Consider the following 13125-nt stretch of genomic DNA (forward strand, 5'->3'; position numbering starts at 1 on the left):
CGGATTCAGGTTAGGGCGCGCGGCCGCACGCGCTGCCAGGCGAACGCGCCGAGCAGCAGCAGGATCCCGAAGACGATGAAGCTCGCGACCCGCGCGAGGTTGTCGAGCGAGGCCATGTCGTAGCCGAACACCTTCACGGCGGTCACGGCGAGGAGGGCGAGCGCGACGAGCCGCACGGGCCGGACGTCCTTGACGAGCCCGTAGACGACGGCGCCGACCCCGCAGAGCGCCCACAGCACGCTGAGCAGCGCCTGGCCGCCGTGCTCGGGGCCGCCGACGGTGACGACCAGGCCGCTCGCGAGGTACAGCAACGCGAACGGCGCCGCCTTGCGGCCGAGCAGCGTCACGCCGAGCGCGGCGGTCACGGCGGCGAGCGCGAGCGTGGGCTCGAGCGGGTCCGGCCCGAGGCCGTTCACGAGCGCGTCGGGCGGGACGACGACGGCCAGCGCGTGCACCGCGGCGAGCGCGACGAAGGCCAGCGACGCCCACTGGTCCGCGGGGCCGCGCACCGCGGCACCACGCGCGGCGGCGAGGCCGAGCAGCGCGCCCTCCGCCGCCAGCGCGAGCGTGACGGGCAACCCTTCGGCGGCGAGCCCCGTGAAGCCGGCGACCGCGGTGAGCGCGAGGAGGTCGAGCGCGCGCCAGCTCAGCCGCGCGCACACGAACGCGACCAGCCCGATGGCCGCGACCGCGACGAGCCCCGTCGCGCCGACCGACGGCCCCGCGAGCCGCTCGAGCGGCGCCTCGACGGCGAGCACGTGGCCGACCGCGATCAGCAGCTGGCCGACCAGCCCGACCACGGCGAGCGTCCAGTCCTCCTCGTGTGGACGCCCGAGCAGCCGCGCGACGCCCGGGACCCGCGGACGCCAGTCCTCGTCGATCGCGATGCCGAAGTCCTTGACGAACGGCTCGACCGCGTCGGGCATCCGGCGGGCGCCGAGGAGCGCGGCGAAGACGACCGCGCCGGCACCCCACAGCACCGTGACGACGAGGCCGTCGAACTGCGCGGCGACGGCGAAGTCCGCGATCACGACGCCCGCGGCGATCGTGATCAGCGCGATCGGCCGGGAGATCCGGGGGATCTGCGTCGCCGCCAGGCCGACGAGGACGTGCGCCGCCGCGACCGCGGCGAGCGTCGCCGCGTCGTCGACGGCGAACCCGAGCATGAGGACCGAGTTGAGCGTGATCAGCGCCAGCGCGCTCGGGTTCGGCTTGGCACGCTGCGAGTCCAGGCCGTAGGCCAGCGCCGCGGTCAGGGCGCCGAACGTGGCGAGCACGAAGTGGGCGACGCCGTCGCCGGGGGTGTCGAGCGCGAGCCACGCGACCCATTCGACCGTGACCGTCGCGAACACGGCCCAGGCGAGCGCCGTCCAACGGCGCCAGACGAGCACGCGGACGCTGGCCGCGTACGCGATCGCGAGGAAGGCGATGCCGCCGTCGTCGAGCGCGCCGAGCACGGCCGGCGCCAGCAGCGCCCCGAGCAGCCCCAGCCAGCCGATCGGCTGGGCGTCCCAGCGGATCGCGAGCGTCGTCGCGACCGCGCCGACGGCGAAGGCCGCCGCCTGGGCGAGAGCGAGCGGGATGAGGCTGTAGACGGCGCCGGCCATCATCAGCGTGCCGAACAGCCCCGCGATGCCCACGGCGGTCGCCGCGAGCGCCGCCTCGGTGCGGTCGTCGCGCTCGCGCAGGCGGACGCCGACGGCGAGGAGGGCGGTGGACAGCGCGCCGGCGAGCAGCGTGCGCGCGCCCTCGCCGAGCCAGCCGCGCGAGATCGCGATCGTCAGCAGGAACGCGAGGCCGGCGAGGACGGCGACGCCGCCGACCCAGGCCAGAACGCTGCCGCCCAGGACGTCTTCCAGATCGCGCTTGGGCTTGGCCGTCGTGGAGTGAGCGCCTTCGCCGTGGTGGCCGGGATCGCGCGACCCCGGTCGCACGGAACCGGCTTCGCCGACAGAGGGGGATGTTCCGTGCGGACCGGGGTCGCGCGCTCCCGGCTGGGACGGCGCGGCCCACGGCTGTCCCCGGAGCGGCGCGGGTGACGGTGCCTCAGGCCGGTTTGGGCTCCAGCTCCGTCCGCTCGTCCCCTCGAGCGCTCTGAGTCGGCTCTCGAGCGTGGCGGTGTGCTGTTCCAGCGCGGTGATGCGGTCCTCGACCATCCTTGTGGCTCCCTCTGTTGACCGTCGGTCGATAGCGGAAGTACGTCAAGGTGGGCAGAGGGTTACAGCGTTATCGACCAACGGTCAGGTACGCTGACGCGAGATGTCCGACGGACCCGCCTATACGCGGCTCGCGGTGGACGAGCGGCGCCGCCGCCTGCTCGAGCTCGGCTCGGAGCTGTTCACGCGCCACGCGTACGACGAGCTGTCGATGGCGAAGATCGCCAAGGAGGCGGGGATCAGCAAGGCGCTGCTCTACCACTACTTCCCGAGCAAGGAGGCGTACTTCGTCGCCACGCTCGAGGAGAAGGCGAACGAGCTGCAGCAGCGGACGATCCCGAACCCCGAGCTGCCGCCGTTCGAGCAGCTGTCAGGCAGCCTCGACGAGTACCTGCGGTGGATCGAGGAGAACGCGGGCTCCTACGACAAGATGATCCGCAACGCGGGGGCGGCGCCGGAGGTCAGGGCGCTGCTCGACCGGGTGCGGACGGACACCGCGCAGCGGATCCTCGCGGGCCTGAGCCCGGGCAAGGCGCCGTCACCGCTGCTCAGGACCGCGATCCGCGGCTGGCTCGGCTTCCTGGACGGCGCGTGCCTGGACTGGGTCAACCACGACGACGTGGACCGGGAGACCTTGCACGGTCTCCTCCTGTCCACGCTCGTCGCGTCCGTCCTCGCGGTGGGCGAGGACGCGCAGCCGCCTGGCGGCTAGCCGATCTTCTGCATGTCGACGACGAACACGAGCGCCGCGTCCGCCGGGATCGGGCCGGAGCCGTTGGGCCCGTAGCCGAGCTCGGACGGGATGACGAGCACACGCCGGCCGCCCTTCTTCATGCCGACGACGCCCTGGTCCCAACCCTGGATGACCATGCCGCCGCCGAGCTGGAAGGTGAAGCCCTCGCCGCGGTCGAACGAGTTGTCGAACGGCGTGCCGCCGTCGAGCAGGACGCCCGAGTAGTTGACGGTCACGTTGTCGCCGGGCTTGGCGGCCGGGCCCTTGCCCTCCTCGAGGTCCTCGACCACGAGGCCCTCGGGCGCCTTGGCGCCGGACGTGTCGATCTCCGGCTTGATGCCGACCTTGCCCTCGACCTTGACGCCGGAGTCGGTGGACTTGGGCGCCTCACCGTCGGCGGCCGCGGGGGTCTCCTCGGCCGGAGCTTCGGTGGGGGCCTCCGTGGGCGCCTCGGTGGCTGCCTCGGTCGGGGCGGGGGTGGCGGCCGTCTCGTCGGACGAGTCGTCGCCGCACGCCGCGAAGGCGAGCGCGAGGGCCACAGCGGGCAGGGCAAGTAGTTGTCGACGCATAGCGGCGGCCCAGGGTAGTGGCTGATCCGGGGACGCGACCGGGAGAAGGAGCCCCTGGGCGAGCTTCGCCGTTATCGGTCCGTGCCGAAGATGCGGTCACCCGCATCGCCGAGCCCGGGGCGGATGTAGCCCGTCTCGTCCAGCTCGCGATCGACCGCCGCGGTGGTGATGTGGACGTCCGGGTGCGCCTCGCGCAGCGCGCGGCAGCCCTCGGGGGCGGCCACGAGGCAGACGAAGTGGATCCGGCGGGCGCCCGCGCGCTTGAGCCGCGCGATGGCCTGCACGCCGGAGCCGCCCGTGGCCAGCATCGGGTCGACGACGAACACCTCGGCGTCCTCGACGCCGCTCGGGATGTTCTCGTAGTACCCGACCGGCCGCAGGGCCTCCTCGTCGCGGTACATGCCCAGGTGCCCGACGCGCGCCTCGGGCACGAGCCGGAGGAACCCGTCCACCAGGCCGAGCCCCGCGCGCAGGATCGCGACGACGAACACCTCGTCGGCGAGCCGCACGCCCGGCGTGCGCTCCAGCGGCGTCTCGATCTCGACCTCCGCCGGCCGCAGACCGCGCATCGCCTCGTAGCCGAGGATCAGCGCAGCGTCCGTCATCGTCTCGCGGAAGACGCGGTGCGGCGTGTCCTTGTCGCGGAGAATCGAGAGAAGCCGCCGCAGCAGCACGTGATCGACGACCGTGACCCCATCCATCCCTCGGAACCTACTAGTGTCGGGCCGATGGCAGCGCCGCGCCGCAACATCGAGCTCAAGGCGTCGGACCCCGACCCGGAGCGCTCGCTCGCCGTCGTCAAGGGCCTGGGAGCGCACGACAAAGGCATCCTCCGCCAGCGCGACACCTACTTCCGAGTCCACACCGGCCGCCTCAAGCTCCGCGAGGAGGACCCGGGCGGAGCGACCCTCATCCAGTACGACCGCGTGGACGCCGACGAGGCGCGCGAGTCGCGCTACCGGCTGACGACGATCGACGACCCGAAGACGCTGCTCGCCAGCCTCGAGGCCACGCTCGGCATCCTCACCGTGGTCGAGAAGGAGCGCCATCTGCTGCTGTGGCAGAGCGTGCGCATCCACCTCGACGTGGTGAAGGGCCTCGGCAACTTCATCGAGCTCGAGGGCGTCGCGACGGCCGACTCGGACCTCGCGCTCGAGCTCGAGCGCGTGACGCGCCTGACCGAGGCGCTCGAGGTCGCGCCCGAGCGGATCCTGCGCAACTCCTACTCGGACCAGGTGGTCGGCTCCGGCGCGCTCGTCGCCGCGGCCAAGGCCGTGATGGAGCGCGCGCACGCGCCGTACTCCAACTACAAGGTCGGCGCGGCGCTGCGGGCGGAGGACGGCTCGATCCACGTCGGCGCGAACGTCGAGAACGCCGCGTACCCGCAGGGCCAGTGCGCGGAGGCGTCGGCGATCGGGGCGATGGTCGCGGCCGGCCGCACGCGGATCACCGAGGTGGCCGTGATCGCCGACTCCGACGACTTCTGCGTGCCGTGCGGCGGCTGCCGCCAGCGGCTGCGCGAGTTCATCGCGCCCGGCGCGGAGATCCACCTGTGCGCCCGCAACGGCGCCCGCCAGACGACGACGCTGGACGCGCTGCTGCCGCGCTCGTTCGGCCCGGAGTTCCTGTGAACCCGCGCGTCGGGATCATCCTCGGCTCCGGCCTCGGCGCGATCGCCGACGCCCTCACCGACGCCACGCACACGCCCTACGCGGACCTGGAGGGCTTCCCGCGCCCGAGCGTGGCGGGGCACGGCGGCACGCTCAGCCAGGGCCTCCTCGGCGGACTGCCGGTCGCGGTCTTCCAGGGGCGCAAGCACGTCTACGAGACGGGCGACGCGTACGGGATGCGGGTGCCGATCCGCTGGCTCAAGGACGCGGGGGCGGAGACCCTCTTCCTCACCAACGCCGCCGGCTCGCTGAACGCCGATGTCGGGCCCGGCCGGTTGATGGCGATCGCCGACCACATCAACTTCCTCGGCGTCAACCCGCTGACGGGCCCCAACGACGACGCGGTCGGCCCGCGCTTCCCGAGCCTGCGCGACGCGTACGACTCGGACCTGCGCGAGCGGCTGCGCGCCGCGGCCGCCGCGCTGGACATCGACCTCGCCGAAGGCGTCTACCTCGCCACGGCGGGCCCGACGTTCGAGACCCCGGCCGAGATCCGCGCGTTCCGCACGCTCGGCGCCGACGCGGTGGGCATGAGCACGGTGCCCGAGGTCATCCTCGCCCGGCACGCCGGGCTGCGGGTCGCCGCGGTGTCGGCGATCACCAACCTCGCCGAGGGCATGGGCGGCGAGGAGCTCTCGCACGAGCAGACGTTGCGCAACGCCGAAGTGGCGGCGCGCGACCTCGTGCGGCTCGTACTCAAGTTCGCGGAGGACTACTGACTTGCTCGCCCCTGAGGTCATCAGGAAGAAGCGCGACGGCGCCACGCTCACGCGCGAGGAGATCGCGTTCCTCGTCGGCGGGATCACGGACGGCGGGCTCAGCGACGCGCAGGTCGGCGCGCTCGCCATGGCGTTCTTCCTGAAAGGGCTGGACGCGGAGGAGCGGCTGAACCTCACGACCGCGATGCGCGACTCCGGCAGCGTGATGCAGTGGGACCTCGACCGCCCGGTGCTGGACAAGCACTCGACGGGCGGCGTCGGCGACAAGGTCTCGCTGATGCTCGCGCCGATCCTCGCCGCGTGCGGCGCGGCGGTGCCGATGATCAGCGGCCGCGGCCTCGGCCACACCGGCGGCACGCTCGACAAGCTCGACAGCATCCCCGGCTACGTCTCCACGCCCGCCACGGAGGTCATCCGGCGGGTGGTGCTCCAGACGGGCTGCGCGATCGTCGGCCAGACGAGCGACCTGGCGCCCGCCGACCGGCGGCTGTACGCCACGCGTGACGCCACCGGGACGGTCGAGTCGATCCCGCTGATCGTGGCCAGCATCCTGTCCAAGAAGCTCGCCGAGGGGCTCGACGCGCTCGTGCTCGACGTCAAGACGGGCTCCGGCGCGTTCATGGCCTCCCAGGAGGACGCGCGGGCCCTGGCGACCGCGCTGACCGAGGTCGCCAACGGCGCGGGCGTGAACACGGTCGCGCTGATCACCGACATGAACGAGGTGCTCGGCACCACGGCCGGGAACGCGCTCGAGGTCCGCGAGGCCGTCGACTACCTGACCGGCGCCGCCCGGGAGACGCGCCTGCACGAGGTCACCGCCTCACTCGCGAGCGCCGTGCTCGTCCAGGCGCGCCTGGCCTCCGACGAGGACGCGGCCCGCGCGCAGGTGGACGAGGTGCTCGAGAGCGGCGCGGCCGCGGAGGTCTTCGGCTCGATGGTCGCCGCGCTCGGCGGCCCGGCCGACTTCGTGGAGAACCCGACGCTGCCGTCGGCGTCGGTCACGCGGCCCGTGGCGCCGCAGCGCCCCGGCTACGTGACGAGCGTCGACACGCGTGCCGTCGGCCTCGTCGTCACGGGGCTCGGCGGCAACCGCCGGCGCGAGGACGACCAGATCGACTACGGCGTGGGCCTGAGCCGGATCGCGCCGATCGGCGCGGAGGTCGGGCCCGACCGCCCGCTGGCGATCGTCCACGCCCGCGGCGACAGCAGCGCGGCCGAAGCGGCCACGGCGCTGCTCAAGGCGGTCCGCACCAGCGACGAGCCGCCCGCCGAGCGCCCCGTGCTGCTGGGGCGCGTATGAACCTGCCCTTGGCGGAGCTGCACGTCCACCTCGAGGGCACGGCGCCGCCGGCGCTGATCCGCAGGCTCGCCGACCGCAACGGGCTCAAGGTCCCCGAGGGCGTCTTCGCGACCCCGGAGCAGTTCCGCTGGGTCGACTTCCTCGACTTCCTGCGCACCTACGACCTCGCGGCGAGCGTGATCCGCACGCCCGAGGACTACCGCGACGTCACCTACGAGTACCTCGTCGGCTGCGCGCGCGAGGGCGCCATCTACGTCGAGCTGATCGCGTCACCGGACCACGCGGCGAACGTCGGGCTCAGCGACGCCGACCACTACGCGGGCATCGCGGCCGGGATCGACGACGCGCGGCGCGACACCGGCATCGAGGCGCGCATCCTCGTCACCGCGATCCGCAACTTCGGCGTCGAGGCCGCGGTGGAGATCGCGCGCCGCCAGGCGGAGGACCGGCACCCGTACGTCGTCGGCTTCAACCTGGCGGGCGACGAGGCCGGGTACCCGCCGGCGCAGTTCCGCGAGGCGTACGAGATCGCGGCCGCGTCCGGCCTCGGCTGCACGGTCCACGCGGGCGAGCACGCGGGCGCCGAGTCGGTCCGCGAGGCGCTCACGCTCCCGGTCACGCGGCTGTCGCACGGGGTGCGGGCGATCGAGGATCCGGCCCTGGTGGCGGAGATCGCCGAGCGCGGGATCGTGCTCGAGGCCTGCCCCACGTCCAACGTGGCCACGCACGTCTTCCCTTCGTACGAGGAACATCCACTTCGCAAACTCCATGAAGCGGGTGTGAAGTGGACGTTGGGTTCTGACGACCCTCCCTACTTCGGCTGTAGCATCGGCGGCGAGTACGCCGTGGCGCGCGAGCGCTTCGGCTTCGAGGAGGGTGAGTTGCGGTCGATCACGCGCACGGCGGTCCGGGCGTCCTTCGCGGACGATGCGGCCAAAGCCACCCTGCTCAATCGAATTACTGCCTCAGACGACCGCGGCGACCACTAGGGTCGCGGCTCGGTCGTTCCAATCGAAAAGGAGTCCCGGCCGTGCGCCGACCACTTCATTTCATCGCCTTGCTGGCCATGGTGTGTTCTCTCTTCGTTGCCGCGTGCGGCTCGGATGAGGAAGAACCGGCCGGCGGCGGTACCCCCTCCGCGGAGGAGACTCCGGCCAAGGAAGCGATCAAGGTCGGCCTGGTCACGGACATCGGCGGCCTGAACGACCGCTCGTTCAACCAGCTGGCCAACGAGGGCCTCGAGCGGGCGAAGTCCGAGCTCGGCGTGGAGACGCGTGTGCTGATCTCCAAAGCCAACTCGGACTACGTGCCGAACCTCTCGACGCTCGCGCAGCAGCAGTACGACCTCGTGATCGGCGTCGGCTTCCTCATGGCCGACGCGATGAACACGGTCGCCCCGAAGTTCCCGAACACCAAGTTCGCGATCATCGACGTCGACGCCACGTCGCTCGAGGCCAAGCCCACCAACGTCTCCGGCGCGCTGTTCAAGGAGAACGAGGCGGGCTACCTCGTCGGCTACATGGCCGGCCTCTACATCAAGGACGAGGGCGGCGGGACGGCCGGCTCGGTCGGCGGCCAGAAGATCCCGCCGGTCGACCACTACATCGCGGGCTATCAGGCCGGCGTGCAGGCTGCCAACCCGGACGCGAAGGTCGTCAACGGCTACTCGCAGAAGTTCGACGATCCCGCCCCGTGCAAGGAGCTCGCGCTCGACCAGATCGCCCAGGGCGCGAAGGTCGTGTTCCAGGTCGCCGGTGGCTGCGGCCTCGGCGCGCTGGACGCCGCCAAGGAGAAGAGCGTCCAGGGCATCGGCGTCGACGCCGACCAGGCCTATCTGGGCGACCAGATCATGACCTCGGCGCTCAAGAAGGTCGACGTCGCCGTGGAGAACGAGATCAAGGCCGTGCAGGACGGCTCGTTCAAGGGCGGCGACAACGCGATCTTCGACGTCAAGTCGGGCGGCGTGGGTATCGGCGAGACCAACGAGGTCGGCGCCAAGTACGCCGACCAGGTCAAGGAGATCCAGGACAAGATCGCCTCCGGCGAGCTGACCGACATCCCGGACACGGTGAAGTAGGCAGTGGCCGACGCGCCCGCGCTGGAGCTCCGGGGCATCACCAAGCGGTTCGGTGCCCTGGTCGCGAACAACTCAGTCGACTTCGAGCTGCGACGTGGGGAGATCCACGCGCTGCTCGGGGAGAACGGCGCGGGCAAGTCGACCCTGATGAACGTCCTCTACGGGCTCCACCAGCCCGACGAGGGACAGATCCTGCTGGACGGGGAGCCGGTCACGATCGACTCCCCGCGCCGGGCCATCGGGCTCGGCATCGGCATGGTCCACCAGCACTTCATGCTCGTGCCGGTGATGACCGTGGCCGAGAACCTCGTGCTCGGGGCCGAGCCGCGCTCCGGGCTGCTGCTCGACTACAAGGGCGCCGCCAAGCGCGTGCGCGAGTTGTCGTCGCAGTTCGGCCTCGCCGTGGACCCGGACGCCAAGGTCGAGGACATCGGCGTCGGCACCCAGCAGCGCGTTGAGATCCTGCGCGCGCTCTTCCGCGGCGCGAAGGTGCTGGTGCTGGACGAGCCGACCGCGGTCCTGACGCCGCAGGAGGCGCAGGACCTGTTCGTCGTGCTGCGCCGGCTCACCGAGCAGGGCACGTCCGTCGTCTTCATCTCGCACAAGCTCAACGAGGTGCTGGACATCGCCGACCGCGTGACGGTCCTGCGGCGCGGCGAGAAGATCGACACGGTCTCCACCGAGGGCGCGACGGAGCGCTCGCTGGCCGGGCTGATGGTCGGGCGCGAGGTGTTGCTGCGCGTCGAGAAGCCCGAGCAGACGCTGGGCGACCCGCTGCTCACGCTCGAGCACGTGTCCGCCGTCGACGACCGCGAGCTGCCGGCCGTCGACGACGTGTCGCTCGAGGTGCGCGCGGGCGAGATCGTCGGCCTCGCGGGCGTGGACGCCAACGGGCAGTCCGAGCTGATCGAGGCGATCATGGGCCTGCGCACGCCGACGGCCGGGAAGATCACCGCCGCCGGCAAGGACGTGACGCGCTGCGGGCCGCGGGACACGCTGGCCGCGGGCGTCTCGCACATCGCCGAGGACCGCCACCGCCGCGGGCTCGTGCTCGAGTTCGACCTCGCCGAGAACCTCTGCCTGCGGGAGTACAAGACGCCCGCGTTCTCCACGCGCGGCTTCCTCTCGCCGTCGAAGATGGTCGCGCGGGCGCGCAAGCTGCTGCAGGAGTTCGACGTGCGCGGCGGCGACCCCGAGACCCGCGCCGGCGCGCTGTCGGGCGGCAACCAGCAGAAGGTCGTGATCGCGCGTGAGCTCACCGCCGATCCGAAGGTGATCATCGCCGCCCAGCCCACGCGCGGCCTGGACGTCGGCGCGATCGAGTTCGTCCACCGGCGCCTGGTGGAGGAGCGCGACGCCGGCAAGGGCGTCCTGCTCGTGTCCTTGGAGCTGGAGGAGATCCGGTCGCTGAGCGACCGCGTTCTCGTGATCTACGAGGGACGGATCGTGGCCGAGCTGCCGCCGGAGGCGTCCGAGGAGGACTTCGGCGTGTACATGACCGGAGGGGGTCGCGATGAGCGTGCCGCCTGAGGACGAGCTCCCCGCGAACATCACGGTCGCCGCGCGCATGGCGACGTTCTTCCGCGGCGGTGGCGTGATCGCGCCGATCGTCACCGTGCTGGTCGCGTTCATCGCGGGCGGCTTCGTGGTCCTGCTGACGGGCCACAACCCGATCGAGACCTACTCGGCGATCTTCAAGGGCACCGGCTTCAACTGGTTCTTCCCGTGGCTGTCGGAGGACGACCGGATCATCGCGGCGCTGAACCTCCAGCAGACGCTGATCATCACGACGCCGCTGATCCTCACGGGCCTGGCGGTGGCGTTCGCGTTCCGCTGCGGCCTGTTCAACATCGGCGGCCAGGGCCAGTACATCGTCGGCGTGATCTTCTCGGTGTGGGTCGGCTCGTCGTTCGACGGGCTGCCGGCCTTCGTCCACATCGTCCTCGCGATCCTCGCGGGCATGCTCTCGGGCGCGGTGTGGGCGGGCATCGCGGGCCTGCTGAAGGCGCTCGCGGGCACCAACGAGGTGATCACCACGATCATGCTCAACTGGATCGCGATCTGGGTCGGCGTGTGGGTGTTCAACCTCGGCAGCCCGCTGCAGAACGACAACCCGGCGCAGGTCGACGTGCCGGTCTCCAACGACATCGCGGCGAGCGCGAAGCTGCCGGTCTTCTGGGGCGACCCGCAGCTGCAGGGCCTGCACATCGGCATCTTCATCGCGCTCGCCGCGCTGGTGGTGTTCTGGGTGCTGCTGAACCGCACGACGCTCGGCTACGAGGTGCGCGCGGTCGGCTTCAACCCGGACGCGGCGGAGGCGTCGGGCATCAACGTCCGGCGCAACTACGTGCTCGTCATGGCCATCTGCGGCGCGTTCGCCGGCCTCGGCGGGGCGTTGGACCTGCTCGGCTGGCAGTTCCGCGTCGCCACCAACGACATCCAGACCACCAAGCTCGCGTTCTTCGGGATCGCGGTCGCGCTGCTCGGGCGCAACACCGCGATCGGGACGTTGCTGAGCGCGTTGCTGTTCGCCGGCCTGATCACCGGCACGTCCGTGCGCAACCTCGACCCGACGGTGTTCGAGCCCCAGCTGGCCACGAACCTGACCTACATGATCCAGGGACTTGTCGTGCTGCTCATCTCGACCGACGTGCTGGTGGTCTACCTGATGCGGCTTCGACGCAAGCGCCGAGCACAGGCGGTGACGGCATGACGGCCAAGCGCGTCGGCTGGGCGGGCGTCGCCCTCGGGTTCCTGGCGTTCTTCGTCGCGGTGCCGCCGCTGACGGTGCGGTCGCCGCTCGTCGTGATCGTGCTGGCCGTGCTGGCGATGGCGGCGGGCTCGTACGCGATCGCGGGCGGCGAGCGGCGCCTCGGCTGGAGCGCGATCGTCGCGGGGCTGGTCGGCCTGGCGGGCGGCTACGCGGCCACGCAGTCCGGGGTGGCGAACCTCGACCGCGTGGTCGTCTGGGGCGCGCTCGGCGCCGCGACCCTGCGCTACGCGACGCCGCTGATCTTCGGCGCGCTCGGCGGCCTGTTCTCCGAGCGCTCGGGCGTGATCAACATCGGCCTCGAAGGCATGATGCTGATGGGCGCGTTCTTCGGCGCGTGGGGCGCGGACCTCACCAGCTCGTGGATCCTCGGGCTGCTGATCGCGATCGCGGCCGGCGCCGTCTTCGGCGCGCTGCACGCGCTGTTCGCGGTCACGTTCCGCGCCGATCAGATCGTGTCGGGAACGGCGCTGAACCTGCTGGCGGTCGGCATCACCGGCTACCTCTTCGTGGAGGTCTACGGGGACCTGGGCACGCCCGACGACCTCCCGCAGGTCCCGAACGTCTCGCTGCCGATCGACTGGCTGCCGCTGCTCGGCGACGTCTTCGGCGAGCTGAACCTGCTCGTCTGGCTCGCGCTCGGCGCCGTGCTCGTCACCTGGGTGTTCATGTTCCGCACGCCGATGGGCCTGCGGCTGCGGTCGGCCGGCGAGAACCCGCTGGCGGCCGAGACCGCCGGCCTGAACGTCGTCCGCACGCGCTACTTCGCCGTGATGACCTCCGGCGGCCTGGCGGCGATGGGCGGCGCGTTCCTGTCGATCGGCTTCCTGCACACGTTCACGCAGGAGATGACCGCGGGGCGCGGGTTCATCGCGCTCGCGGCGTTGATCTTCGGGCGCTGGCGCCCGGGGCTCGCGCTCACGGCGACGCTGCTGTTCGGGTTCGGCTCCGCGCTCGCGGGGCGCCTGCCGGTGTTCTCGCCGTCGGGCGCGGTGCTCTTCCAGGCACTGCCGTACGTGCTGACGCTGATCGCGGTGACCGGCCTGATCGGCCGCTCGATCCCGCCGCTCGCCCTCGGGCGTCCTCTCCCTCGTTCGTGAAGGTCTGAATTGCCGGCCGGCGTGGAATGCT

The 13125-nt window shown here is 71.9% G+C and carries 12 protein-coding genes; 9 read left to right on the forward strand and 3 right to left on the reverse strand.

What is annotated here, in order from left to right:
• Positions 1 to 5 precede the first annotated feature (5 nt).
• Entirely contained in the window at positions 6 to 1934 is a 1929-nt protein-coding gene (locus C8N24_RS18190) for a DUF2339 domain-containing protein (RefSeq protein WP_170179180.1), read from the reverse strand.
• A gap of 325 nt (positions 1935 to 2259) precedes the next feature.
• On the opposite strand from C8N24_RS18190, the gene C8N24_RS18195 reads away from it, so the two are divergent.
• Positions 2260 to 2868, forward strand: a complete 609-nt coding sequence (locus tag C8N24_RS18195) for a TetR/AcrR family transcriptional regulator (RefSeq protein WP_121252240.1) — start codon at positions 2260 to 2262, stop codon at positions 2866 to 2868.
• On the opposite strand, the gene C8N24_RS34700 is transcribed toward C8N24_RS18195, so the two are convergent.
• Together C8N24_RS34700 and upp are read right to left on the reverse strand one after the other, a co-directional pair.
• The gene (locus C8N24_RS34700) at positions 2865 to 3428 is read right to left on the reverse strand and encodes an FKBP-type peptidyl-prolyl cis-trans isomerase (protein ID WP_245971888.1); all 564 of its coding nucleotides are present in this window, start codon (positions 3426 to 3428) and stop codon (positions 2865 to 2867) included. The genes C8N24_RS18195 and C8N24_RS34700 overlap by 4 nt on opposite strands.
• A gap of 101 nt (positions 3429 to 3529) precedes the next feature.
• Positions 3530 to 4159 (reverse strand): uracil phosphoribosyltransferase, encoded by a 630-nt coding sequence (upp, locus tag C8N24_RS18205; protein WP_121252241.1) that lies wholly within the window; start codon positions 4157 to 4159, stop codon positions 3530 to 3532.
• A 27-nt stretch (positions 4160 to 4186) separates the two neighbouring features.
• Between upp and cdd the strand changes: the two genes are divergently transcribed.
• The 8 genes from cdd to C8N24_RS18245 all read left to right on the forward strand — a co-directional run bounded on the left by cdd (position 4187) and on the right by C8N24_RS18245 (position 13094).
• Positions 4187 to 5089: a cytidine deaminase gene (gene cdd, locus C8N24_RS18210; protein ID WP_121252242.1), complete on the forward strand. Its 903-nt coding sequence runs from the start codon at positions 4187 to 4189 to the stop codon at positions 5087 to 5089.
• Positions 5086 to 5847, forward strand: coding sequence for a purine-nucleoside phosphorylase (locus C8N24_RS18215; RefSeq protein WP_211340015.1), 762 nt, complete (start codon positions 5086 to 5088; stop codon positions 5845 to 5847). The genes cdd and C8N24_RS18215 overlap by 4 nt, the downstream gene beginning before the upstream one ends.
• 1 nt (position 5848) lies before the next feature.
• Complete coding sequence (gene deoA, locus C8N24_RS18220; RefSeq protein ID WP_121252244.1) at positions 5849 to 7147, forward strand: thymidine phosphorylase; 1299 nt, start codon at positions 5849 to 5851, stop codon at positions 7145 to 7147.
• A complete protein-coding gene (add, locus tag C8N24_RS18225; RefSeq protein ID WP_121252245.1) occupies positions 7144 to 8136 on the forward strand; it encodes an adenosine deaminase in 993 nt (330 codons plus the stop codon). Before deoA ends, add begins: the two co-directional genes overlap by 4 nt.
• A gap of 77 nt (positions 8137 to 8213) precedes the next feature.
• The gene (locus tag C8N24_RS18230) at positions 8214 to 9224 is read left to right on the forward strand and encodes a BMP family lipoprotein (RefSeq protein WP_121252246.1); all 1011 of its coding nucleotides are present in this window, start codon (positions 8214 to 8216) and stop codon (positions 9222 to 9224) included.
• Between the two features lie 3 nt (positions 9225 to 9227).
• Positions 9228 to 10754 (forward strand): ABC transporter ATP-binding protein, encoded by a 1527-nt coding sequence (locus C8N24_RS18235; protein WP_121252248.1) that lies wholly within the window; start codon positions 9228 to 9230, stop codon positions 10752 to 10754.
• Complete coding sequence (locus tag C8N24_RS18240) at positions 10738 to 11937, forward strand: ABC transporter permease (protein ID WP_121252250.1); 1200 nt, start codon at positions 10738 to 10740, stop codon at positions 11935 to 11937. Before C8N24_RS18235 ends, C8N24_RS18240 begins: the two co-directional genes overlap by 17 nt.
• The gene (locus tag C8N24_RS18245) at positions 11934 to 13094 is read left to right on the forward strand and encodes an ABC transporter permease (protein WP_211340016.1); all 1161 of its coding nucleotides are present in this window, start codon (positions 11934 to 11936) and stop codon (positions 13092 to 13094) included. Before C8N24_RS18240 ends, C8N24_RS18245 begins: the two co-directional genes overlap by 4 nt.
• The last annotated feature ends 31 nt before the right edge of the window (positions 13095 to 13125 follow it).

The sequence above is a fragment of the Solirubrobacter pauli genome (genome assembly GCF_003633755.1).
GTDB lineage: Bacteria > Actinomycetota > Thermoleophilia > Solirubrobacterales > Solirubrobacteraceae > Solirubrobacter > Solirubrobacter pauli.

Bases quoted from the DNA above. Each gene is read 5' to 3' on its own strand.
- C8N24_RS18195 (WP_121252240.1), top strand. From the start codon at position 2,260: ATGTCCGACGGACCCGCCTATACGCGGCTCGCGGTGGACGAGCGGCGC.
- upp (WP_121252241.1), bottom strand. From the start codon at position 4,159: ATGGATGGGGTCACGGTCGTCGATCACGTGCTGCTGCGGCGGCTTCTC.
- cdd (WP_121252242.1), top strand. From the start codon at position 4,187: ATGGCAGCGCCGCGCCGCAACATCGAGCTCAAGGCGTCGGACCCCGAC.
- add (WP_121252245.1), top strand. From the start codon at position 7,144: ATGAACCTGCCCTTGGCGGAGCTGCACGTCCACCTCGAGGGCACGGCG.
- C8N24_RS18230 (WP_121252246.1), top strand. From the start codon at position 8,214: ATGGTGTGTTCTCTCTTCGTTGCCGCGTGCGGCTCGGATGAGGAAGAA.
- C8N24_RS18240 (WP_121252250.1), top strand. From the start codon at position 10,738: ATGAGCGTGCCGCCTGAGGACGAGCTCCCCGCGAACATCACGGTCGCC.
- C8N24_RS18245 (WP_211340016.1), top strand. From the start codon at position 11,934: ATGACGGCCAAGCGCGTCGGCTGGGCGGGCGTCGCCCTCGGGTTCCTG.